This window comes from Arcicella gelida (genome assembly GCF_034931025.1).
Classification (GTDB): domain Bacteria; phylum Bacteroidota; class Bacteroidia; order Cytophagales; family Spirosomataceae; genus Arcicella; species Arcicella gelida.
The window spans coordinates 46,504-71,085 of record NZ_JAYGIL010000007.1 but is presented as its reverse complement, the minus strand read 5'-3'; the positions used below and the strand labels follow the sequence as shown (position 1 = coordinate 71,085).

Annotated in this window: 14 protein-coding genes; 3 read left to right on the top strand and 11 right to left on the bottom strand. The window is 36.7% G+C overall.

Annotation, left to right across the window (positions count from 1 at the left end):
* Nucleotides 1-21: 21 nt before the first annotated feature.
* From VB776_RS07465 to VB776_RS07455, 3 genes are all read left to right on the top strand, one after another.
* The gene (locus VB776_RS07465; RefSeq protein ID WP_323327598.1) at nt 22-1,785 is read left to right on the top strand and encodes a RagB/SusD family nutrient uptake outer membrane protein; all 1,764 of its coding nucleotides are present in this window, start codon (nt 22-24) and stop codon (nt 1,783-1,785) included.
* Between the two features lie 249 nt (nt 1,786-2,034).
* Nucleotides 2,035-3,063, top strand: coding sequence for a family 43 glycosylhydrolase (locus VB776_RS07460; RefSeq protein WP_323327596.1), 1,029 nt, complete (start codon nt 2,035-2,037; stop codon nt 3,061-3,063).
* A gap of 38 nt (nt 3,064-3,101) precedes the next feature.
* Nucleotides 3,102-4,931 carry a glycoside hydrolase family 97 protein gene (locus VB776_RS07455; RefSeq protein ID WP_323327594.1) on the top strand — a complete coding sequence of 610 codons (1,830 nt, stop codon included), beginning with the start codon at nt 3,102-3,104 and terminating at the stop codon, nt 4,929-4,931.
* A 68-nt stretch (nt 4,932-4,999) separates the two neighbouring features.
* Here VB776_RS07455 and VB776_RS07450 read toward each other — a convergent pair whose 3' ends face one another.
* The 11 genes from VB776_RS07450 to VB776_RS07400 all read right to left on the bottom strand — a co-directional run bounded on the left by VB776_RS07450 (nt 5,000) and on the right by VB776_RS07400 (nt 24,317).
* Nucleotides 5,000-6,058 carry a serine hydrolase domain-containing protein gene (locus tag VB776_RS07450; protein ID WP_323327592.1) on the bottom strand — a complete coding sequence of 353 codons (1,059 nt, stop codon included), beginning with the start codon at nt 6,056-6,058 and terminating at the stop codon, nt 5,000-5,002.
* 14 nt (nt 6,059-6,072) lie between these two features.
* Nucleotides 6,073-7,662, bottom strand: coding sequence for a hypothetical protein (locus VB776_RS07445; RefSeq protein WP_323327589.1), 1,590 nt, complete (start codon nt 7,660-7,662; stop codon nt 6,073-6,075).
* A 186-nt stretch (nt 7,663-7,848) separates the two neighbouring features.
* On the bottom strand, nt 7,849-12,498 hold the full coding sequence (locus VB776_RS07440) for a cellulose binding domain-containing protein (protein WP_323327587.1): 4,650 nt from the start codon (nt 12,496-12,498) through the stop codon (nt 7,849-7,851).
* A gap of 659 nt (nt 12,499-13,157) precedes the next feature.
* Entirely contained in the window at nt 13,158-14,231 is a 1,074-nt protein-coding gene (locus VB776_RS07435; RefSeq protein ID WP_323327585.1) for an adenylate/guanylate cyclase domain-containing protein, read from the bottom strand.
* 61 nt (nt 14,232-14,292) lie between these two features.
* Nucleotides 14,293-15,636 (bottom strand): TolC family protein, encoded by a 1,344-nt coding sequence (locus VB776_RS07430; RefSeq protein WP_323327583.1) that lies wholly within the window; start codon nt 15,634-15,636, stop codon nt 14,293-14,295.
* Entirely contained in the window at nt 15,626-18,736 is a 3,111-nt protein-coding gene (locus VB776_RS07425; protein ID WP_323327581.1) for an efflux RND transporter permease subunit, read from the bottom strand. The genes VB776_RS07430 and VB776_RS07425 overlap by 11 nt, the downstream gene beginning before the upstream one ends.
* Nucleotides 18,737-18,744: 8 nt before the next feature.
* Nucleotides 18,745-19,764: an efflux RND transporter periplasmic adaptor subunit gene (locus VB776_RS07420; RefSeq protein ID WP_323327579.1), complete on the bottom strand. Its 1,020-nt coding sequence runs from the start codon at nt 19,762-19,764 to the stop codon at nt 18,745-18,747.
* Between the two features lie 60 nt (nt 19,765-19,824).
* Nucleotides 19,825-20,205, bottom strand: a complete 381-nt coding sequence (locus tag VB776_RS07415; RefSeq protein WP_323327577.1) for a ferredoxin reductase domain-containing protein — start codon at nt 20,203-20,205, stop codon at nt 19,825-19,827.
* 100 nt (nt 20,206-20,305) lie between these two features.
* A complete protein-coding gene (locus VB776_RS07410) occupies nt 20,306-20,866 on the bottom strand; it encodes a Crp/Fnr family transcriptional regulator (protein WP_323327574.1) in 561 nt (186 codons plus the stop codon).
* Between the two features lie 70 nt (nt 20,867-20,936).
* The gene (locus VB776_RS07405; protein WP_323327572.1) at nt 20,937-23,138 is read right to left on the bottom strand and encodes an alpha-N-acetylglucosaminidase; all 2,202 of its coding nucleotides are present in this window, start codon (nt 23,136-23,138) and stop codon (nt 20,937-20,939) included.
* 63 nt (nt 23,139-23,201) lie between these two features.
* A complete protein-coding gene (locus VB776_RS07400) occupies nt 23,202-24,317 on the bottom strand; it encodes an acyltransferase family protein (RefSeq protein ID WP_323327570.1) in 1,116 nt (371 codons plus the stop codon).
* Nucleotides 24,318-24,582: the final 265 nt, after the last annotated feature.

Sequence of the window (24,582 nt, the reverse complement as noted above, 5' to 3'; positions counted from 1 at the left end):
CATAATTATAAGTACAAAACTATGAAAAGAATATCCATCTTTCTTTTATTTATAGCAGGCATTATTGGTTTTTCTTGTGAAGATTATCTTGACAAACAGCCAGATGATATGCTTACCATTGATGCTGTGTTCACAACAAGACTAGAGGTAGAAAAATACCTTGCTAACGTCTATAGCTACTTGCCTGACCCAGCAGAACCTTATGCCAATTTAACGCCAACATCTGACGAAGGAGATTTTGTTTGGACAACAATCGGGGCGAATAATATCAATACAGGTAACTGGGGTCCTACTTCTATTCCTTATGATAGATATTCATTTTATTACAAAGCAATTCGGGCGGCTTCGGTTTATATTAATCAAGTAGAACGCTGTATTGAGTGTGATGGCGTTACTCCGGGCATTAATATTCGAACGAAAGCAGAAGCTCGTGCTTTGAGAGCATATTACTATTTTCTTTTGTTAGAACAATATGGTCCTGTAGTCATTTTAACGAATGCCATTCCTGTTGATGCCACAAGTGCAGAAACACTTCGTCCACGTAATTCTTATGATGAATGTGTGAAATATATTGTTGATGAACTAGACTTAGCAGCTAAAGATTTACCTAGTACTATACCCAATGTAATAGATTATGGCAGAATGGATAAGCGTGCAACAATGGCGATTAAAGCCCGTGTATTATTATATGCAGCTAGTCCTTTATTTAATGGGAATAATCAAGATTATGCCGATTTCAAAAATTCAGATGGGAAGGCACTAATGACAAATACTTATGATGCAAATAAATGGAAACTAGCAGCTGATGCCGCTAAGGCTGTAATAGATATGATGCCTGGTGGATTATATAAAAAATTTACAAGTAATGGAGATTTAGACCCTTTTGCTTCCTATCGTGATGTGTTTATTGATCGTTGGAATAGTGAAGTAATTTGGGGAAGACCAAGTGCTAATACTAATAAATGGACTATCCATGCTGCCCCAAGACAAATGAAGGGCTGGAATGGTTTAGCAATTACACAACAAATGGTAGATGCCTATCATATGGCTAATGGAAAACGGATTAACGATGCTGGTTCTGGTTATATAGAAACAGGGCTTTCAACTAGCGATACTAAATTTACCAAAACACTAGACTGGAATATGTATTTAAACCGTGAACCTAGATTTTATGTAAGTGTATTGTATAACCATGACACATGGGTTTTTTCGGGTGCTTCTGGTACACCTATTCAATTGTATGCTACTGGTGCTTCTGGTAAAAATGGGTCACACGATCATTCCAAAACAGGTTATTTGCTTACAAAATTCGTAAGTCCTAATAGCGATGTGCCTAATAATAGATACACCCAACAGTCTTGGATTTACTTTAGACTGGCAGAGATGTACCTGAATTATGCTGAAGCCCTAAATGAACATAGCCCTAATAATGCTGATATAGCTAAATATATCAATCTAGTTCGTGAAAGAGCAGGTATTCCAGCGTTACCGACAGGCTTGACTCAGTCTGAAATGCGTGAACGTATCCGACACGAAAGAAGAATCGAGTTGGCCTTTGAAGAACACCGTTTATACGATGTGCGTAGATGGAAGATTGCTCAAGAAACACAAGGTGGACCTATGTATGGCATGAATATCAGCAAGGGAACAAGCTTTACCGATATAGAGTTTTATGAAAGGTCTATTTTTGAAACACGTGTTTTTGATAAGAAACACTATTTTTGGCCAATTCCTCAGTCGGAAATAGACAGAAATAAGCAAATGATGCAAAACCCTGGATGGTAATATTGCTATTAATGAATAATAATTTAGTTGTAGGCGGTATAATTATTATACTGTTTACAACTAAACTATTTAATTATTATGATTTTTCTCTTTTTTTATCCAAATTGCTTAAACGTTTATGCTTTAAAAACTATTACAATGATTATAACTAAATGTATTTTCCTAATCACTAAATAACAAAACAGATTTTTAACAAATTATCAGGTTTATATCCTGATAATTTGTTTTCTAAACTTTAAAGAAAGATATATGCTTAAAATATTCAAACTTATTTTATATACAACTGCAACACTACTAGTTTTTAATACTTTAGCACAAAAACAATTAGTAATAAACCCTGGAGAAAAGTGGGCAGATATGGATGGAAATCATATACAAGCTCATGGTGGTGGGGTAATAAAAATCGGGAAAACCTATTATTGGTACGGTGAACAGCGTAGCAAAGAATTTGATATTGATACGGTGCATCATTATGTGAGCTGCTATGCTTCAAAAGATTTAATCAACTGGAAATTCAAGGGGAATGCCATAAAACTTGCAAGACCTGATACAGCATTAGAAGGCAAGCATTGGGTACTAGAACGCCCTAAGGTGTATTACAACAAAAAAACTAAAAAGTACGTAATGTACATGCACATAGATGGCGTTGTAAAAGGTAAAAGATATGGTTTTGCAAGTGTAGGAGTAGCTATAAGTAATAAACCAGAAGGCCCTTTTAAATATCTTAATGCCTTTAGACCTTTAGGAAAAGAAAGTCGTGATATTGGGCAGTTTATTGATGATGATGGCTCGGCTTATCTTATTTTTGAGAGCCGTCCTTCTAAGGGTTTTTATATTGCAAAGCTATCAGATGATTTCCTGACAGTTGAAAAAGAAGTTTCATTTATTCAAGCTCCTTTGGAAGGCGGTGCCATTGTACATTACAAAGGCTTGTATTATGTTATTGGCTCTGCCTTAACAAGTTGGGCACCTAACCCTAATAAAGTGGCAACTGCAACATCTCTTGCTGGACCTTGGAGTACCTTTAGTGATATAGCTCCTCCCGAAACCAATACTTATAGCTCACAATCTACTATGTTACTTAAAGTAGAGGGGAAAAAACAAACAACAGTTTTGTATATGGGCGACCGTTGGAAACCATCAGCTCAGTGGGATTCTCGTTATTTATGGATGCCTGTTGAGATTCAAGAAGGAAAAGTTTGGATTCCTAAACCAAAACCTTGGCATATCAATGTAAAAACAGGAGAAGTAAGGTACATAGAACAAATTAACAAATAACTTATATTCCACTAATTATAAACTGTTTTTCAATACTTATGAAGCTTTCAATAAAAAAGATTTTAATAGTTCTTATTTTCTTTGTTGCAGGAAACAATGTCACTTATGGGCAATCATACGAATTAGGGTCTCCGTCAAAAGACACAAAACTAATAGTAAAGGTTAATAGCGAAAAAGAATTGGTATATAGTATAGAACAAAAAGGTAGTCCAATACTCGCTTGGTCAGATTTAGGGCTACAACTAAAAAAGAAAGTAATAGGCCGGAACATCCGTGTACAAAAACAAAAAAAGCGCAGTGTTAAGCAACAATTAGCTTGGACACTAGGCGAAAACAGTACCATTACAAATCATTTTAATGAATTAACACTATTTTGCCAATCCAGTGGAATAGATTTTCAGGTAGTTTTCAGGGCTTTCAATGGCAGTATTGCCTTTCGTTATATTGTTCCTAAGCAAACACAATTAGTATCAGAAGAAATTCAAAAAGAACTAAGTACTTTTAATTTTACTGATAATTATACTTTGTATCAATACAACCAAGAATCTGTTTTTACTCCATTAGCTATTGATTCTTTAATAAAAACTTGTGATTTCCCTGCTACTTTAGTCAGCCAAAAGTATTATGTTTCTATTGGTGAGGCAGAAAACAACAGCTATACAAAAGCAGAGTTAACCAAAGGTAAACTCGCTAATTCTCTTGCAGTGGCTTTCCTCAAAGACTCTGTAAGGCTTACTACTGATCTCGCAACTCCGTGGAGAACCGTGAGTATTGCTAATAATGCCATTGGCTTACACCAATTCAGCGACTTGCCCTATCGGCTCAGTAAGCGCTTTGGCGATACCATTCCTACATGGATTAAACCCGGAAAAGTAGTTCGTTTGTCGCTCAATACACAAGATGGTATTACCGGTATCGACTTTGCTGCCGCACACAATTTTCAATACATTCTTTTTGATGCTGGATGGTACGGCCCAGAATTCAGATCAGCATCTGACCCAACACAGATTATCCCTGAATTAGATTTACACAGGGTAATTCAATATGGTAAAGAAAAAGGGATTGGAGTGATTTTATATGTAAATAAAGTAGGTCTGAGAGCCCATCTAGATGAAATTTTACCATTATATAAAAAATGGGGTGTTGCAGGGTTTAAATTTGGTTTTGTCGATGGGCTAAGTCAAGAGGGGATAGTTTGGCTAAACAATGCCATTAAAAAAACGTTAGATTATGGTTTTATCCTCAATATTCATGATAACTACAAACCTACAGGTCTTAGTCATACCTATCCCAATTTATTGACACAAGAAGGTATCAGAGGTAATGAAAATGCACCAGATGCTTATCATAATATGGTCTTACCTTTTACCAGATTTCTTGCAGGAGCTGCAGATTATACGTATTGTTATCCCAACAGTGTAAAATCTTTTGCAAATAAACTTCTTGTAAGTAAAGGACAACAATTGGCTTTATCAGTAGTGTATTTTAGTCCACTACAAGCCATATTTTGGTATGGGAATCCAGCAGATTATACGAATGAAACAGAGATAGAGTTTTTTAAATATGTACCAACTGTTTGGGATGAAAGCCACTATTTACAAGGAGAAATTGGTAAATATATCAGTGTTGCACGAAGAAAAGGCACTACTTGGTACTTGGGTAATGCCACAGGTTTTTCGGATTGGGAGGGGAATTTATCTTTAGATTTTTTGACATCTAATAAAACCTATAAAATGACCATCTTTGAAGATGATGAAACTAAAGGAATCCGCAAACGAGTGTTGGAAGTAAAGAAAGGTTACCAATTAGCGATTAATCTTAAAGCCAAAGGAGGACAGGCAATTACGCTCGAAGAAGTGAATAGATAAAAAAGATAAATCCATAAAAGCAGATTAAATGACAAATTTGCTTTTATGGATTCGTTACTTTAGTTGTATTATTTTACTTGTATAATCTTTCTAATTTCCAACGCTAATTGATGGCTTGTATAAAATGGAGAAAAATTCTTTTTGAAGCCTGTAATATGAGTAATCAAAAAGCCATAAATGTGGTATTTTTTGTCTATCCAAGGATAAGCCCCAGCCCAAGAAGGGCTACTGATTAGTGTGGGTTCTCCTTTGTTGTTAACCTCTTCCCGCCATTCGCCTAATCCATAAATAGCGTTTCCTTTTGTGCCTCTTGCTCTTTCAACAAACTCGCCTGGGGCTACTTTTGCTTTACCAACTTGATCTGCTTGCATAAAACGGATGACTTTTTCAGATAATACTCTTTTCCCCTGATAAGTACCATTATTATAAATCATAGACAAAAAATTTACATAGTCATTCAGTGTTGACCTTGCTCCGCCTCCCAACATAGGAGCGTGCCCTCCTGCCGAATCTACTGGCGTAAAATGTGTCTGTGTCATTCCCAGAGGTTTTGCTATTTTTTCTTGAAAAAGTTCTTCCCAATTTTTTCCAGTCGCCAACTCAGCCATACGGCCTGCAACCTGCATGGCTAGTCCTCCATATTTAAACTTTTTCCCCACCAAGGTATCCGCAGGAAGTGGAATGATATTAGCAACAGAAGTCGCCAAATCTTGAGTTATATCTGTTGGTTTACCTTTGGGTTGATAATCGGGATAACCAGCCGTATGCGAAAGTAATTGAGCTAAAGTTGCTTCTCCTTTGCTATCCTTCAGCTCTGGAATCCATTGGTTGGCTTTATCTGTCCACTTTAATTTACCTTCATCTACCAACGCAGCAATGGTAGCCGCCGCCAACCATTTTCCTGCCGATGCTATATATACGACAGTTTGGGGTGTATAACTACCGAAGAGTGATTGATACACAACTTTGTTTTGATGAGTAATCAAAAGGGCAGCACCTTTATAGTGTCCACTATCAACCCAAGCCTGTATTTGCTGTTGAATAGGTTCAAAACGCTTGTCAGTTCTTTGAGCGAAAATTGCAGTACTTATGTACAAACAGAATATTATCAAACAGAATGGTTTCATGTGGCTTTGTGTAATTATTGATATATTTCAAAACGTTGCTCTACAGGTTCGGCTGACTGTATTTTTCCTGCAATACCATACTGCCAAGCTATTACCGTAACCTTTATCGGAAACTTAGTTTTAGGCGGAATTTTTGTGAAAATTAAGCGCCCGTTTTCAACATAAGCAGGACCTTCTTTTACATAATAACTTACAGGCAAATTAGCACTAGATAAACCGTTTAAATTGATAGAACGAATGCCTTTTTTTTGATTTGGAATTACATCAAAGGCTATACTTTGAGCAGTTCCTTGTATATTCTTTAAAGGAAATTTTATTTCTAATTGTTGTACTGCCGATTTGTACGTATCATCACCATCGTTATGAGCAAGCAACCAAATACTATTACTCCTTTTTTGATTCTTGAAGCCCATTCGATAAAAACTCAATTGGAAGGTAGTATCGTTCAACTTTTTCACCGGTCCACAAATTCTATCAATCAATAATGGTGTTGTAGAATGCTTGCTAACTATATGTTTACGCAATGAGTCTGTGAAAAATGCTTCTAACTGAAAACTAATACCATCAGCCAAAGGTTTGAAAATAGGCTGATAAACAGCATGATTATTGACGGGAACAAGTATTTGCCCATCTTGCAAAAAACCTAAGTACTGCATTTTTTTTCTCCTGGCTTTGGCATAGAATACTTCTGTAACTTTAGCATGAGTTTCGTCGAAACACCAGGATGCCTCATACTTATTACCTTGATACAAATGATAAGGTTGTGGCTGTGTTGTTGGTAAACTATCTTTTCGCCAGCGATCTATCAGCCAGCCATTTTGAGGATATACAGGGTGTAAAGGCTGATTTTTTCCTTTGGGTAAACGATATTTAGCAGCCTTTTCGATAAAAAGAGCTACATAATCAACCATTACATCGTTATAGTCAAAATGCCCATGACCAGCATCGGCAAAAAATGTAATGGGTGTTTTAGGAAATTTAGCTACATGTTTAAAACCAGGTTCGAGGCGTTTTTCCCACCATTCGTATTCGCCCATGATAAATAAGCTTGGTACACCTTCAATATTTCGATTCTCCCAATCCACATTGGCACGTCCGTACCCTGTTAGGTTGGTTTGAGGAGTATCCCCATGTACCGAGATTACCGCCAATGTTCGTTCAGGATTCCAAGCGGCAAAGTTCCAAGGATAAGTTGCCATGGCAGAATGTCCAATAGGGACAATCGGTGCGGTGGACAATTCTTTGTAACCCGATATTTCAGCCAAAGTATTCATCATGGATTGGAAATGTTTGGGGGCATGTCCATGAAAATCAAAAGGGAATTCTAAGGTAGGAGTAACCCAAATCTCAGCAAAGCCAATGTTGGATAACGTTTTCCTAAAGTTAGTATTCTCTAACATTCCTTCTTCAACCATATTGTGCATACCCAGTACAACTCCTTTCACTTCCTTACAATTTTCAGGAATCCATAAAAAAGCTTGAGGATTGGCATTGGTTTCAGAATGAATAATTCCTTCGACAGGAGCAGACCATTGCCATACTTGAGCAATAGTTGTGTGAAAAAGATTTAATATAAATACAATTGTAAAAGCGTTTTTTTTCATAGCAAGGCAATAAATCAATTTTTATAAATCACAGTATGTAATATAAGTCTATTTAAAGAGATAATCTTTGTATCAACATACCCCATTAAAATACAGATATTATCTCTTAGTAAAAATTGCTGAGTTTTATATTAAACAAATAAAGAGCCACCAAAAGCGGCTCTTTATCATAAAACTTAATAGCACTTATCTTTGTAATATAAACTTGGAAACAGGTAACTGATTTACCTGAATTAGATAGACTCCATTTGTCATAAATGTCGGAAGGTCTATCGTTATAATATTTGAATCGGAATTTGAAACGATCTTATCCAGAACCATTGTGCCTGAGAAATTATAGATCCGTAATTGAGTTTCCGATCCGATAGCAATATCACTAGCAATTTTTACATAGCAAGTATTACTATTGACTGGGTTGGGATAGGTATATACATTTGCGGTTAGGTTTCTTTCTAATGGTCTCATTACTAGGTTATAATTTTCTACAATAGATGCAGGCTCTTCTCCTGAAATCAATACTCCTTTATGATACACCGTTATGTGTTTATTCAATAGCAAAGTATTATTGGGGGCATAAGAATAATCGTCGGTTTGATTGAAGTTAGACCAATCAGATTTTGCTAACCTATAATTAATATTACCTGAACTCGATAAAGGATAAAGTACACCAGTAGATTCGTTAAAGCCTAGTTCAAAATAAGTATCTCCACCCTGAACAGCAGGATTTACATTTACAAAATTTCCATAAACTTTGCCATTCCCTAATTTAACGTAATCGAAATAAACATTAAGGTTTGTGCCTCCATCCTTCGTAAACCAATACCTTACTTTTATGTCTTTATAATCGAGTGGAATATTTCCTTCATTATTAATAGCTACATAAGTACTTATTGTATTTGAATTAGCTATGGTCTTGGAGTCTGAATAAATTTTAATACTTTGTGATACTATTGATTGCAAAGGTTCTGTTCCCCAAATTAATTTTCCATTTCTATAAGCAGTAATTTTATTTTGAAAAACGTAAGAAGAAGCATCTATCCATGAATAATCGTCATTTTCGCTTAACAGACTCCAATCTGTATTGGCTAATCTCGATTGAATAATACCAGAAACACTATTTGCATTGATGTTTCCAGCTGTAGGTAAGAAACTGTATTCTACATAACCCAATGCACCATTACGTGGCATTGGCAAGGCAACATAAGTCATTTTTACATTACTATTTCCTAAAGGTGTATAATCAATGAATGTATTAACCCCTGTATAATTCTCGGGGGTTAACCAATAGCGAATAGTAATTTCACTTAATGGGATTGTCTTTGTGCTTTCATTCACTAACGTTAAATATGGTCTGATTTGATTGTTGGTTGTATTTCTGTCGCCATCTTGATACTTGATTTTTATAGTTGAAAGAACCGTAAAAGTTTGAGAAACCTCCGAGGCAGCAATATAGGTAGCGTCACCCAACTGCAAAGCCGTGATTGTTACTGTTCCAACTCCAATAATCTGAACCTTACCATTCACGATTTTTGCAACAGAAGTGTCTGAACTAATAAAGGCTACAGCCAAACCAGATGAAGCTATTGCTACTATGTCGAAATCAGCATCATCAACATATTTTGCTGAGATAGATGACAACGAAATAGTCTGACTTAGTTTTGAAACTGTAAAAGATTGAGAAACGCTATTTGCTTTGTTATATAATTCATTTCCAGCTTGTAAAGCGGTAATCGTTGTACTTCCGGCTGCTACAATATGTATTTTCCCATTTAGAATGGTAGCAACGGTTGTATCAGAACTTATGTATGAAACGGGTAGTCCAGCACTAGTAATGGCTTGTGGGTCAAAGTCAGTATCTCCCACATATTTAGTAGGAATTTGATTAAAGCTAATAACTTGATTGTCCTTTACAGTTATCGTCATGGTGGTACTATTTGAACCAAACCCGTTAGATGCACCAATTGTTATTGGGAAAGTGCCTGCTGTAGTTGGTTTACCAGTTATTAAGCCCGTACAGGCGTTTAAGGTAAGCCCAGATGGTAAACTAGTAGTAGAAGTTAGTGTGGGATTGTTATTAGCACCAATAGTATAATTAAATACAGAGTCTACAGAAGTAACAGCATTGGTTATACCAGTTATTTGTGGTGCCGAGCCAAGTATTCCATAAAACTCAACCTCTGCAACATTACCAAAGCCATTATTGGGCGACAAATAACGTATATATCTAAACGGAGTATTGTTGCTAATAGTCTGTTCTGTTATTACTCCAACAGTTGGCGCTGTGGTTACTGTGTATAAAGTAGTAGGGTTACTAAAGTCTGCAGTATTTGAGCCTTGAAAAACACCCCCAATCATACGGTTTGCATTGGTTGACCGTGGAGCATATCGAACCTTATTGATAGAGCCCCAAATGCCTAAATCGTACCCAATCCAAGCAGTACCTACAGGGGCATCAAAAAATGTATTGATGTTTCCATCTACAGCGGCTTCTTTGGTGGCTGTAGCTACATTTCCCCATGAACCTGCTGTTCCTATTATTGTGCCTGAAAGTTTATTCGGAATGGATAAACTATTGGCTGTTCCATTTGAACTTTCACCAAACTGGTTAACTGCTGAAACCACGTAAAAAACATTATTGGCAGTACAATACGTATTACTGGAGTCTCCATAAGTATTTGTGGTAGCAGTACCAATGGTTGTATAGGCACCTGAACTAGAATTGGCTCTTTTGATATTATAAGAAGTTGCTCCATCAACAGCATTCCAATTTAAAGATACTTTATTGTTTGAACGATTCAGGTTTAACCCTGTGGGTGTTATGGGGGTATTGTTGCCAGCTAATATAGTTCCTGTAGTGGTAACATTATCAAAATATGCCGTTGTTGGTACTGTGCTTGTCCATCCATTACTTACAAATAATCCTGCGTAATAGGATGAGCTTGCCATAGGAATTGTAGCTGAGCCTACTTCATACCATGTCACGCCATCTCGTGATTGATATGCTGTAAAGATGTTACCTGTACGTTTTAATTTAAACCAGACCGTAAGTGAAGTAAACATATTACCGTTTGTCCAAGAGCCATTGCTTCCTGTTGAAGTACGGCGAGTAAACCATACTTTTCTAAAACCATTATCATGAAGTCCAATAGATGCCATTGTAGCATTCGGACTAAAAGATTCACGCATGACGATACCAACTCTATCAGCACTGCTTCCTGATAAATCGACATCGTGTAAACGACCAGAAATAGTAAAATCTCCAGAGACATTTACATATACAAACCCATGGCTATCTGAAGTTCCTCCAAAAGAAGACCCTGTTCCTTTTATAATAAAGGTTTTATTGTTTACTGCATTATAGGTTGCAGTGGCAGTTACTGGTACTGTCCCAATATCTCTTATTGCCCAATCTTGTGGCATTGTAGAACTACCGTTTACAGGTGTAACGCTTATTTCAGAAGAATAGCTGCCAGTTCCTGCACTATTGATGGCAGCGACTCTATAATAGTAAGTTGTACCATTTGTTACACTTTCATCTACATAAAATAATTTTATATCGAAATTATTAGTAGCTATGGTTTGAAACCCGCTACCAGAACTGGTTGAGCGTTGTATAACATAACCACTTGCGACATCTCCAGCAGGTTGATTCCAAGATAATTCTACCCGAGATATACTCGTTTTAGCCGTTAGATTTGTAGGCGATGCTGGAATGGAAAGTGGTGTAAAAGGAGACAGCGTAGCATCTAATGTGAATGACAAAGCATTGTACCCAGAGTATTCTCCTGATGTGGGCTGAATGCCACGAAGTTTAAGCAATGCTTTAGTATAAGGAACATTAAGCCCTTTGTTAACAGCAAAATGATTGTATATTATCTCTAATTGGGGATTACCCGAAATCCTGCTAGACCCAAAAGGAGCGAGATAATAAAAATGATTATTGGAACAATCGTTATATTCTGTCCAGACTACTGGATAATTCAAATTATATTTACTATAGTATTCAGAGGCTGCTAATAATCTATTGTCAGCATAACTGAATAGGTCAATACCTTGATTATAGGCTGATTGACAAAACTCTGCAGCACAACCAGGTCCAATTTCGGCATGGGGTTGGTCACGCCCCATCTCGACAACTTGTCCAGTAACTGATGGAACCATATTGAGAATACTCCCACCGCCTGTGCCATTTTTGTAATAATCAACAGCTTCGTTGAATTTAGCTTGGTCATCACAAAAAATACCAATATAAAGAATATTGGCAGCAGCCGGTAAATCCCAACTAGACCAACTACCACAACCTCCAATAAAATTGTGACAAGCTGGATAAAAATAATTAAGACACATGTACTTAAATTTATCAATATCGGCCTGAGCCCAACCCGGATAAGTACGAGCTATTTCTGCTGCTTGTACCATCGTCATGATTGGTAATTGAAATAGTTCGCCTGTTACAACAGCATTGATTTTGTTCGACCAAGCATTTAATATATTCACAGCACATCGAGCATAGGTAGTATCACCTGTTACATGCCATCGTAATAAATTATAATATGCTGCTGTTGCATCTCTAGCAGCTTGCTGACGAATACCATTTGAGCCTCCAATAGTAGTAGAAGGGTTGGCAACATAGGTTTTTTGTGCCTTAGCATCCTGAATCATATTATTCCAGCCATCAATCCACGGGTGTTCTTGGGCTAATACCTTTGTTTTTATTCTATCCAAATCAGCCATAGTGTGTACTCCACCTGGATGCACAAATGTCTGAGCATTCAGCGTAGTTATACGCATAATAATCATTGTCAGTAAGACAATTAAGCATTTACTTTTTTTCATAATCAAAAAGGTTTTTAAATTTTATACATTTGTTAGCATTTATTATTTTTACTGTCATTATAATGGTTGTAAAAAACATATTTAAAATGTTTTTTAGAGGTAGAATGAGACTTCATTAAGTTTAGAGTTCTAGTTTTTGAATTTCGTTTTCTAGAATTTTAATTTATTTTTCATACACTGTTTCAAAGCCTATTTGAACTTTGTCAATACAATACCTTGTAAGTAAGAAAGCTTTTTTAGGAAAGAAGATGATTGATAAAATGAGAATAGTATATCTTTATTCCTATGGCTTGCTGAAGCTTAATATCATATACTATTGTGTTAGGGTTGAATTTTCTTTTATTTAATAAATTGTTTAATCGATTAAGCATTTGCATGTAGTTTTAATTTTTTTTTTAATGTCTCATCTTTTCTTCTGAAATGTTTTATACTTTTTCTATACATACTGAAATAGTAGGTATAGGATTTGTTATACTCTTTTTAATTGAAAAAATATTAATAATTTTAGAAAATATTTGTTTTAAGGGTAATGCTGGACAATAAATACATTAAATATGAAAGCAGGAGTCTAATAGGTTTTGAAATAAGCAATACTCATTTGGGGATGAGTAGATAAGGTTTATACAACCATAAGAAATTTGTTTAAATAAATATAAAAACTATGAATTACGTCTAACAGTATATAGCTCTGTTTCTTGTTCTTTTCCTCTTAAAACCACCTTATCGGCAAGGGCAATTTCGTACTTTTTATGCGTATTTGACCATTTTTTTATATTTTCCGAAACCAATATGTCAACGTTATATTGGCTACAAAGGCTCATGATTCTGGCACAAGTATTCAGCACGTCTCCGTGATAAACAATACATTTTTTCATTGATTTTATTACAGTTACCGTAACAGTTCCTTCATGGATAGCGGCTCTGAAATGGGGTACTTCACCAAATGTTGCTAAAAAATGTTGTTTTTTGTGTTCAATTGCTCGGCAAAAATCAAAGTACAAATTGATAGGAGCAGCGGTTTTACTGGCATAATCGCTTTGCCAAAACAAAACGGCTTCATCACCCACAAACTGATACAAATTTGCCTTGTGCTGATAAAGGAAGTCGGTCAATAAGGCAAAACATTCATCTACCAACTGGCTGTATGTTTTATGACCAAGTTTTTCTGCCAAGCGTGTAGAAGATTTTAAATCAATAAAAATAAAGGTCAAAGTTTCTTCTTTAGGTTGTTTGTATCGCCCAACGAGTGAATCTAAAATGGCAGCAGGTTCGAGGTATTCGGTAGCTGCTGCCCAAATATTTAGGGCAATACTAAACACCAGTAAATAAATAAAAACAGCGATGAAAGTATCGCTTTTGATAAAATTAGGGAGGTCGTTGAGAACATTCTCTATCGGTTCATTTTTATTTTCAAAAATGATAAATAAGCTAATTTCGCCCAAAATGATGGTAGTGATAATCAATCCATATTTATAAAGTACAAATTTTAGGAATGAATATTTTGTCCATTTTTCAAACACAAGTAATTCAGCTATGCCGATGACAAGCGAAATACAAAAACCAATTGCCATACTTAGCGGAACAATCACAAAACGAGAGCTTTGTTTAATCAGAATGATTTCTTCTGTACCCAATAACTTTACATAAAAGAACAATCCAATTCCTGCAGTGTATAAAGCTGAAAGCATTAGTGTCGTGATGATTTTGTGATAAGGTATTTTAACATTTGCCATACATCTGTTTAGCCACTAATACACAGAGTAGAGTATCAGTGGCTAATGAAAAGTAAAAATTTTATTTACCAATTAAACTATTAAGTTCTGCCACAGCTACCAAGTAGGATAATTCGGCGGCATAAAGGTCTGCTTCGGCTTGTGCCAAATGGGCTTGTACTTCAAGCATTTCTGTTTTAATATTCATGCCTGATGCACTTTTATCGTGTTGTTCTTTAAGGGCATCGTGGCGGTACTTCACTACTTTTTGAGCAACGCCAATCAGAATTTTTGATTGATTTATTTTTCGCCAAGCTTTTTCTACTTCGCTATTCAACTGATTTTTAAGATAGGAAATATTTTCTTCAGCTTGCCTTACTTGAAAAGTTCTTTGGTTCAACACTTCTTTGTTGGTGAAGAGGTCTTGTAAATTCCATTTCAGATTTAACCCAACAAAAAAGTTTACCGTTGGTAAAATCGGATTTCCGTATTGATACGAGTAACCTGCAACAGCTCCAAGGTCTGGAATATTTCCTTGTTGGGCCGCTTTTACGCCAAGTAAAGCTTTTTCCTTTGTAATTTGTGCTATTTGCAAATCTGGATTGGCGACAGCATCAGCTTTATATTCGTCCAATACTTTCAGCGATTCGTTACGCAAATCTATATCTTTTATGACTAATGAATCAGCCTTGATATTGCTTAGGTAGCTCAAATCACTGAGATAATCTTGTACTTGCATTGTCAGTTTCATATTGTTTTGTTCTTCTTCGGCAATACTTGCTTGTAAACCTGCAATGCTTACACTGATGATTTTCCCTGCATTCAACGCTCCTTCGGCATCATAAAGTTTGGCTTTGGCAAGTGCCAATTTTGCTTTTGATTCTTCTGCTTTTTTCTGAACGATTAATACGCCATAATACAGTTTTTCAATCGACAAACGTAATTGCTGACTGGCTTTTAGTTTTTCTTTTTCGGTTAATTGAATATCAAGACGGTTGAGGTCTAAACCTGTTTTGATATTCCCTTGCTGACTAATTGGCTGATATACAGACAAACCCATGCCATAAGTATGGCGTTCGCCAAGGGTAAATTTACTGCTTTCTTGTGGTAGTAATTGTTCTGTACCTGTATTGGTTGTTACCGAGCCAAGTACACCCGCAGGAATAGTCAATTCTGCCAGTTTGAAATTATATTGATAGTTTCCGTCCATTGACGCCGCAGGATATTTTCTAATATTATCTTCACGGAGTTTACTCTTTTTTTCCAGAATTTGCCAATCTTTAATCGTCAGTAATTGATTGGTTTTCATGGCTGATTCTATCAATTGTGGTAAAGAATATGCTTGCTTCGACTGTGCCTTCAAGCCAAAAGCATTCATTAATAAAACGAGTAGCAATAAAATTTTGCTTTTGATATTAAGCTTCATGGGAAACAAGTGTTTTTGAATCTTGTGAAAATTGAGTTTTGTCTTTGGGCTTTATCCAACCAATGTACAGCACTGGCACGGTTAGCAATGCCATAATCATACTCCAGACCACCCCAAAAGCAAGTACGCTGGCCAATGGTGCCCACATGGCAGATTTAGAAATAATCATTGGCATTACCCCAATAGCCGCCGCCATAGCCGTAAGAAAAATAGGACGCAAGCGACGTTGAGCTGCAAGGATAGCTGCCGTTCGGATGTCCATGCCTTGCTGAATCAAAATATTAGTATAGTCCACCAAAATAATGGCATTCCGAACTACAATTCCCGACAGGGCAATCAAGCCAATAAAAGCGGTGAAACTAAAGTTGTTTCCTGTAATGTATAATCCGAAGATTGCTCCAAACAAACTCAAAGGAATGGTTAGCATAATGATAAATGCTTCTTTGAGATTTTTGAACTGGAAAAGTAAGATAAAGAAAATCAGTACTAAACTAATCAGCATGGCACTCACCATATCAACAAATACTTCGTCTTTGTTGGCTTCTTCGCCGCCATATTCAATTCGATAACCGCTTGGCAATTGTAATTTTTCGGTGTCATCTTTTATTTCACCAAGCAATTCGGCTGGTAAAACATTTGGCATGGTTTCACTTTGTACCGTTAGGGTTCTTACGCCGTTTCGGTGCATTATTTTACCAGTTTGCCATTGTGGAATCAAGTCAGCAATTTGTCGTAGGGGTACATCTTCATTGGTTACAGGCGATGTCAGATATGTATTTTCTACATCTTGTGCATCTTTTCGGCGGTCTTTGTCCAAACGTAATACAATATTTACAGGATTATTTCCTTCATAAATCGTAGAAATTGGATAACCACTAAAACCAGTATAGACCATCTGAGCAATACTTGACGTAGTAAAACCAAGTTTTTGGGCTTCTTCTTTTACTTTTATATCAATACCATAACTATCTTCTGCAAAATCATTTCTTACTAAAAAACTCCTTTTGCTTTTCTTCAAAATGCTTTCGACCTGGCTACCAATATTTTTAAGTTGAGCGATGTCTTCGCCTATAATTCGTACTTCAACGGGAGCAATCAATTGCGAACCTTGTTGCATGAGTTTTACAAAAAAAGTACCTTCGGTAGTAAGGGTTTTTACTTTTTCTCTGAGTTCTTCGCTAAGTTCTTCGGCCGTTTTTTCGTTGGTTGTGTTTACTAAAATAATTCCGTAATTGGTTGTTGGTACTTCTGGGGCGAAATTGTAATAAAATCTTGGTGCCGATGTACCCACAAACGTAGCGAAATCATTTACTCTTTTATCTTTTTTGATAAGTTTTTCGGCTTCTAAAATGACCTCTTGTGTTTTGGCAACTTTTGTGCCTGTGGGCATCCATACTTCTACGATAAACTGATTGCGTTCTGCTGGTGGAAAAAAGAGTTCTCTTACCCCATGAGTCATCAAAAAGTACGCCGCCACTACCGAAATCATACTTCCCAAAATGGTCAGTTTAGGGAATTTAACACACCAGTCTAATGCTACATTGTAGCCATCTTGCATATAGGTCAAGACCGATTTTTTTTCTTTCTTGTGGCTACTTTCTTCGCCGTGGTTATGCAAACCTTTTTTGATAAAAGTATAGCACAACAAAGGCGTAAGTACCAAAGCCACAAAGTATGAGGCAATAAGGGCAATGGCAACCGTAATGGGCAAAGTAAAGATAAATTCACCCGTAGAACCTCTGAGCAAAACCATTGGCATAAACGAGGCAATAATGGTAATTGTGGCCGCCAACACTGGAATGATGAGGTCGTAGGCACTTCGCCAAGCGGCTTCCCAGCGGTTTACGCCTTCGTCTAACAGTTCTACATAATTATCAGCAATTACGATGGCATCGTCCACCACCATTCCCAATACCAAAATCAAAGCCGCCAATGAAACTTGGTGTAATTCAATACCAATGGTGTTCATCAAGGCAAAAGTCAAGGCTACTGTTACGGGTATTGCCATCGCCGCTACCGAGGCAATTCTTAAAGGTAACAACAGGATTACAACCACAATTACCGAAACTATTGCCAGAAAAAACTCTTTGATGAAGTGTGAAATATTTTTATCGACCAAAGTGGGCTGCGATACCAAGGTGGTTACTTTGATATTGGAAGGAATCAACTTTTGGGCTTCTTTAATTTTGGCTTTAACTTCTTTGCCAAAATCTACGATGTTGTTGCCTTCGTGCATTTGTATAGAAAGCAACATGGCTTTGTTGCCATTCACGGTGATAATACTTTCTGGCTCGGCATAATCTCTTTGTAAAGAAGCCACATCGCCCAATTTTACCACTGCCCCAGCCGCAGAATTACCGATGATTTGATTCGCCAAATCGTTTTCTGTGCGGTAGTAGCCACTGGTATAAAGTGAAGTTTCCGCATTTTCGCTTTTTACTTTTCCCGTAGCATTGATGCTATTTTGTGATTGCAACAAATCGGCTACTTGCCCAAGATTGATGCGATAACGAGATAATTTTTCAGAACTCGACGATACCACAATTTCCTCTTGCTGTTCGCCAATACGTTTTACTTTTGAAGCCGCAGGCAAAGTACGGATGGCGGCTTCCATTTTTTGGGTATATGCCCTTAGCTGTTCATAAGTGGCACTATTACTTTCTAAGGCAATCACCATCGCTTCGGTATCACCAAAGTCGGAGTCCACAACGGGGCCTTGCACGCCTTTGGGTAAGTCCACTTCTTTTGAAATCAACAACTGATGTCTGAGTTTATTCCAAAAAATATCGGGTTGTTTTACTTTTTCGGTAAGTTCTACATTGATAATCACTATGCCGTCTTTGGTAGTAGAATAGGTTTTGGTTTTATCTACTTCTTCGTACTGAAAAAGGTATTGCTCCAGTTTTTTGGTTACTTGGTTTTCTACTTGTACGGGTTTTGCTCCCGGAAATAGTGCAATCACAAGTCCCTGACGAATCGTCACTTTGGGGTCTTCTCGGCGAGGCATTTCGAGTAATGAATTTACGCCAATGGCAAAGAGCATCAACAAGACCGAGAGCGTAAGATGCTTATATTTAAGTGCTGCTTCTATAAAGTTCATGTGACTAATTATTTTGAAAGGGTGATAAGAGAGCCGTCTGAAAGCTTCGTTTGTCCTGATGTTACTACGGTTTCGCCCAAGGATAGGCCAGCAACTATTTCAATTTTGTTGTTGACGATTTTACCGAGGCTCACATTACGTTTGAAAGCCTTGCCCGATGTTTTGTCCACTACATAAACATAGCTTTGGCTATTGGCATCATTACCAATGCAAGACGATGGCAATAAAATGCTTTCTTTTGTTTGACTATTATTCAATTTTACCTCAGCAATCATCCCCGGCCGAATGTGCAAACCTTTGTTTTCTACGGTAACTTTTACGGTAAATGTTCTGGTATCTGGGTCGGCAACAGCTCCTACTTCGCTTACTTTTCCTTCAAAAGTTTTACCCAATGCACCAATATAAATATGGGCTACTTGTCCGATGCGGATATGTTGGAGTTCAGATTCTGGAATAAAAGCCGATACAAGTACTTTTTGAATTGATGAAAGTACAAATAGGGGCGTACCTACGCCCACAATTTCCCCAACTTCTGTTTGTTTACTTAGCAAAACACCACTGATAGGCGAATACAACCTGGTATCTTCTACATTTTTGGCTTGGAGTTTTTGTTGTAATTGGGCTTCTTCCAAGGAAAAAGAAACTTTAGAGAAGTCACTTTCGCTAACGCTTCCTCTTGTACGTAACTGTTTCAGACGGTTGTATTCATCGGTAGTGGCATTTACTTGTACGTCCGACAATTGTTTGGCGATTACATAATTACTGGGGTCTAAACAGGCTATCAGTTGTCCTTTTGAAACATTTTGACCTTCTTTGGTATTGATACTCTTGATTTTACCGCCAACCATAAAACCCAAGCGAACGGTACTTGAGCCTTCAACGCTACCACTGATAGCAATGTCTGTTTTGATACTTGTGTTGGCTACTTGTTCGGTTTTTACAAGAATGACTTCTGTTTTTTTTACTTCTTTTGTTTCGCTGTTGCACGCTAAAAGCAATAGGGCAACAGGCATGATATAAAATTTCATGTGCTTGTGATTTGATAGATTGGATGAATTGAATTAGCGTAAAAATTACTTGGGACATCATTAAGCAACAAAGTATTGCTCTTGCATGATGATATTTTTCATGCCTAAAAAATGGAGTACTTCATTGATTCTTTCTGAAAATTGAGGATTTCCCGAAATTGTAAAGCACATAGTTGGAGCAGTATTGGCATTGATAACCGCCTCGATATTGTCTTGATTCAGTAAACCGTCCTTTTCAGTGTAAGAAGATTCATAACTGATATACAATTGTGAGCTAAAATGACACTGGAGAATGTGTAATTCTTTCCGAAAATCGAAAAGATGATTAGATGAAAAATAAAGTAAAGAGACTTGGGCATGATTTGCCAGTCTTTCTTTGATAACAGGAAAAACAGAAGCGATTCCTGTATGATATGCCAAAAAGATATGATGCGTTTCCATATTTCTCTATGCCTTTTTGATTGATTAATGACAATGCAAAGCACGCATGAATTATGGTGAAAACTTTTCATATATATTAAAAAGTGAAAAAAGGCTAAAATTATTTTCTGCCTCTGATAACACTTAAAGTCTGTTGAGTAATGCCCAAATAAGAGGCAATATGCCCTAATGACGCTCGAAGTAAAATTTTAGGACTTGTTTCAAGAAGATTGGCATAACGCTCTTCGGCATTATGAAATTGAAGATATTCAAGTTTGAGAGCAAAGGCATTGAGGATGTCTAAAGAAACACCAAAAAAGAAACGTTGAATACTTGGGTATTTGATGAATAAATCTTGTAAATCATCATAATGAATTACTCGAAGCTTTGTTTCTTCTAAAGCTTCCCAGCCATAAGGCTCTTCTTTATTATAAAAAACACTGTTGAGTGGAGCAGTGAAGGTATCTTCATCAAAAAAGAAATGCGTAATGTCTTTTCCGTCTTTGTAATAATAACAACGAAGTAAACCTTTTTCGATAAAATAAACTTTTTTTGAAAAACTATGTGGTTGGATAATCGTAGTGCCTTTGGCATAGTCTTCTTCCTTAAAAGACTTTGCTAATACTTCGTTTTCTTCTTCTGTAAATTTTATTTCTTTATTGAAAAATTGTATTAAATCCATCGATTTTTAATATATGAGTAACACAAAAGTACATCTTTAATAGAAAGATGTACTTTTGTGTTAAGGGTTATTATTCATAAACGGAGTAAACTTTTGTATAATACTTTTTATAAAGCGATTGTGCTACCGCATTTACTTGATTTATACTTTGGGTAGGGAAGTTCTTTTGGCTTGTTACCCATTTCCATTCCCATTGTCTGATTTCTTTTTCAAAAGCCTCAGTATCCATTTTTTCGCCTTTTTCTAAGGCAAGCGTTACTTTATTGAAAAATTGTTGCCAACGAGGTTTATAAAAATCATTCAATAAACCACTCCATTGGCGGTTGGCGTATTCGTGAAGAGGACTGTTGGCATCACCCCAGAGCGTAATTAAATCACGGGCATTTTGTTCGTACAAAGCTTTTTCGGCTGGATTTGTCCCTTGGTCACGAGCTGAGGCTATCCATGGACCAAGCATAAAATCTTTTCGGGTAGCCAATAGTTGGTCTAAATCTTCAATGAGTTCAATGTACTCCTGACTGTATTTTTTAAAATTCGCTAAGTCTTTTTGTCGATAAGCAGTTACCCATTTTTTCTGTAAAGGCAAGGCATAATTTGCCAATACTTGACGACTGATGTCGATTAAATCGTACTGGAAACCATCGTTTTTGCCACAATCTTCAATAGATTCTACCATCAATTTCCAAGCTGGTAAAAGGTCTTTAGGTAAATAGTTGAGTCTGGTTCTTGTCCAGATAGTAGTAGAATCGAAAGTCGGTCGACCTGTAATGATTGATTCTGCTCCATCACGAATATCTTTTCCGTTATAGGCTGTTTTTTTCAAAATTTGCCATACTTCTTGAGTTTTTGGCGTAAGTTTCCCATAACGATTCAGTATATAAGTATCCAACCATTTGTCTAAATCTAAAGGAGTATTTTCCCACACATGACGCATCGTGAGTTCATATAAAACAGGGTTTTGCTCGATGGCTTCCATCGTCAAACCTATTCCTTTCAAGTCTCCTTTATTCGGACTATTCAAGGCTTGAATTGGGCCATTGGCTACGCCTTCGATTCTTCCAAAAAGGTTTACGTTTCCTCCAAAATTATGAAGCATGTTCCAAATCCACGGTTTGCCATAATATGCTTGTGTGCGTTTCCAAACGGGTTCAATTTCTGTTGCCAAATCCAAGAGTAACATTTTATCATTCGGAACAGCATCCAACAAAGCTTTGATTTGTGGTTCTTTCCAGAATTTTCTATCGCTATAAAATAGCCATCCTTGCATTACCCAAACGGCTTTTGGGTCGGCTTGTTTCATGCCTTCATATACTCTAGTACTTAGTTTTGATAAAAAAGCGGGGTCGTCGGTTGGTGGTTCGTTTTCGTTAAAAGTATCAGCCGAATAGAAGTGATTTGTTCCAAAAAGTTGTGTTTGTTTTTGTAGAAATTTCTTTCCGATTTCTGCAAAAAGTGGATCTTCCGAGTCGAGAATATAAGTATCTGCAAAGCCGTTTGTCCAGTTGGTCGCTTTTAGTTTTGCTTTTGGAAAATGCTCTTTGAAAGCCGACGGCACGTGTCCTGTGAAGGCAGGCAAAACGGGCGTCATGCCCAAAGATCTTTGGCGAGCAAGAATTTTTGTTTGTAAATTTTTATGGTTTTTCATCCAACTGAGTGGGAGAGGCCCACCCCAGCCATCAAGATTTCCCATCCAAAACCATGAAAAATATGCTGGTCCGCTGAAAAACGAAGCTAAGTCGTTATCACTAAACCCCATTTCTTTATAAACTTCGTACCAAGTATATTCTTCGCCCGTGATTGCCAAAGGCATATTGATTCCGTGAAGAGCCATCCAGTCGATTTCCTTTTCCCAACGTTTCCAGTCCCACCAACTCATACTGTAATTGAAAGTACAGTAATTGAGATAATAGCGATATTCAAAAGAAGTGTTTTTATGAACTTTGGTTTTAAGAACGGGCAAGGTTTTCGGAAGCTGTAAGTTTGTGCCATTCCAAGTGATTTGGCAGTGGCAGTACTCATTTAAGTAATGATTCAGAGCAGAAGCAATACTTACGCCCGAACTTCCTTTTAAGATGATTTTTCCGCTTTTACTTTCAATTTCAAAAACATCTTTCCCATTTTCTTGTGGAATATTGGCTACCTCAAAATACTGAGCTTTTTGCGGAATGATACGTTTGATTAATGCCTTTGAAGCTGCTAAATCTGCCTGACTATAAGCAAAATTCACAGCAAGTAAAAGCAATACAATACTTTGGTTAAATAATTTGGACATAGTTTTTAGTGGAGTATTGGATAATGATTTTGTTCTGATTCATAAAAGTGACTGAACTTGAAACTATACTTTCAAGAACCATTTATGACGATATAAAAAGTATAAAAATCCTAATTGTACTATCACGATTCCGCCTGCCAAAGCTACTGCTTGCCATGAAGCCTCTATTTTACTAATCAATCCACCGAATAAGTAAATAGCAGTGGCTTCAAAATCAATTAAACCATGAGCAGCCAAGTAAATCGTAATGGAGTTCATACCAATCCAAACGAATGGAGCTATCCAAAACTTGATTTCGAGTACGTCGATAATTAAGTAAAAGAAAGCCATGAAAAGTAAACTAAAACCACCCGAACAGAGTACAAAGGAACTCGTCCAAAGGATTTTATTGATAGGGAAAAATGGATTCCAAAGCCAAGCGAGTACAATTAGTAAAATGCCAACGGCAGCCATTGAAGCTACTTTTTTGAATTTAGAGAAGGTAGAGGAACGTAAGAAATGCCCTGTAAAAACGCCCAACAAAGCATTACAAATAGCAGGCAGTGTTGAAAGTAAACCTTCGGGGTCATATACTTTGCGGTGAAGCTTGCCGGGAAGAAAAAGTCTGTCAAGGTAAGCAGCTAAGTTTCCTTCTTTCGTCAATACACCAGCTCCAAAATCTGGAACAGGAATGTATTTCATCATTAAAAAGTAGCCAAGAAGGATGGTAAAAAAGAGTATGATTTGGGTTCTAAGATTGGTATAAAGAAATATCAAACCTGCAAAGAAACAAGAAAGAGCTATTCGTCCTAAAACGCTGGCGATACGAGTATTTTCATAACCTTGCCATTTGAATAAGCCATTGACAATAGTGCCGAGGATAATTAAAATAATGGCTCTTTTGAATAAACTTTTTAGAATATTGAATAGCGTATTTTTTGGGTTTTCCAATTGCCTGCCAATACTGTATGGCATAGAAATACCAGCAATGAAGATAAACAAAGGGAAAATTAGGTCGTAAAAGGTAAAACCATTCCATTCAGAATGATGTAATTGACTCGACATCCAGTTGGCAGTCGGATTGCCAGAGGCTTTGGCCCATTCATGAATAAGCCCTTCTCCACTAATAATCCAAAACATATCGAAGCCTCTGAGTGCATCCAGTGAAACTAAGCGAGCAGAAGTAATACTTTTTTGCATACTTTTAAACCACAAATATTTAAATCCTAATAATATTAGTTCTTGAACTAGTCAAGCATTCGGACAACGGTATCTCATATATTTTTTTCATTAGGATGAATAACTATACAAACATTAAAGGTTGATTTAATGCTGTATTTACACTTTAATTAAAGTTTGACTTCATAGATATCAAATTGATGTCTATTTTAAGCAAAGGTATTATTCATCATCAAACTAAATTGGCTATGTGTAAAACAGCATAGCCAATTTCACTACTTTATAA

What these genes read in the sequence shown, in the direction of transcription:
- VB776_RS07445 (WP_323327589.1), bottom strand. Translation starts at nt 7,662, where the DNA reads ATGAAAAAAAACGCTTTTACAATTGTATTTATATTAAATCTTTTTCAC.
- VB776_RS07435 (WP_323327585.1), bottom strand. Translation starts at nt 14,231, where the DNA reads ATGGCAAATGTTAAAATACCTTATCACAAAATCATCACGACACTAATG.
- VB776_RS07405 (WP_323327572.1), bottom strand. Translation starts at nt 23,138, where the DNA reads ATGTCCAAATTATTTAACCAAAGTATTGTATTGCTTTTACTTGCTGTG.
- VB776_RS07410 (WP_323327574.1), bottom strand. Translation starts at nt 20,866, where the DNA reads ATGGATTTAATACAATTTTTCAATAAAGAAATAAAATTTACAGAAGAA.
- VB776_RS07440 (WP_323327587.1), bottom strand. Translation starts at nt 12,498, where the DNA reads ATGAAAAAAAGTAAATGCTTAATTGTCTTACTGACAATGATTATTATG.
- VB776_RS07465 (WP_323327598.1), top strand. Translation starts at nt 22, where the DNA reads ATGAAAAGAATATCCATCTTTCTTTTATTTATAGCAGGCATTATTGGT.
- VB776_RS07460 (WP_323327596.1), top strand. Translation starts at nt 2,035, where the DNA reads ATGCTTAAAATATTCAAACTTATTTTATATACAACTGCAACACTACTA.
- VB776_RS07400 (WP_323327570.1), bottom strand. Translation starts at nt 24,317, where the DNA reads ATGCAAAAAAGTATTACTTCTGCTCGCTTAGTTTCACTGGATGCACTC.
- VB776_RS07415 (WP_323327577.1), bottom strand. Translation starts at nt 20,205, where the DNA reads ATGGAAACGCATCATATCTTTTTGGCATATCATACAGGAATCGCTTCT.
- VB776_RS07425 (WP_323327581.1), bottom strand. Translation starts at nt 18,736, where the DNA reads ATGAACTTTATAGAAGCAGCACTTAAATATAAGCATCTTACGCTCTCG.
- VB776_RS07455 (WP_323327594.1), top strand. Translation starts at nt 3,102, where the DNA reads ATGAAGCTTTCAATAAAAAAGATTTTAATAGTTCTTATTTTCTTTGTT.
- VB776_RS07450 (WP_323327592.1), bottom strand. Translation starts at nt 6,058, where the DNA reads ATGAAACCATTCTGTTTGATAATATTCTGTTTGTACATAAGTACTGCA.
- VB776_RS07420 (WP_323327579.1), bottom strand. Translation starts at nt 19,764, where the DNA reads ATGAAATTTTATATCATGCCTGTTGCCCTATTGCTTTTAGCGTGCAAC.
- VB776_RS07430 (WP_323327583.1), bottom strand. Translation starts at nt 15,636, where the DNA reads ATGAAGCTTAATATCAAAAGCAAAATTTTATTGCTACTCGTTTTATTA.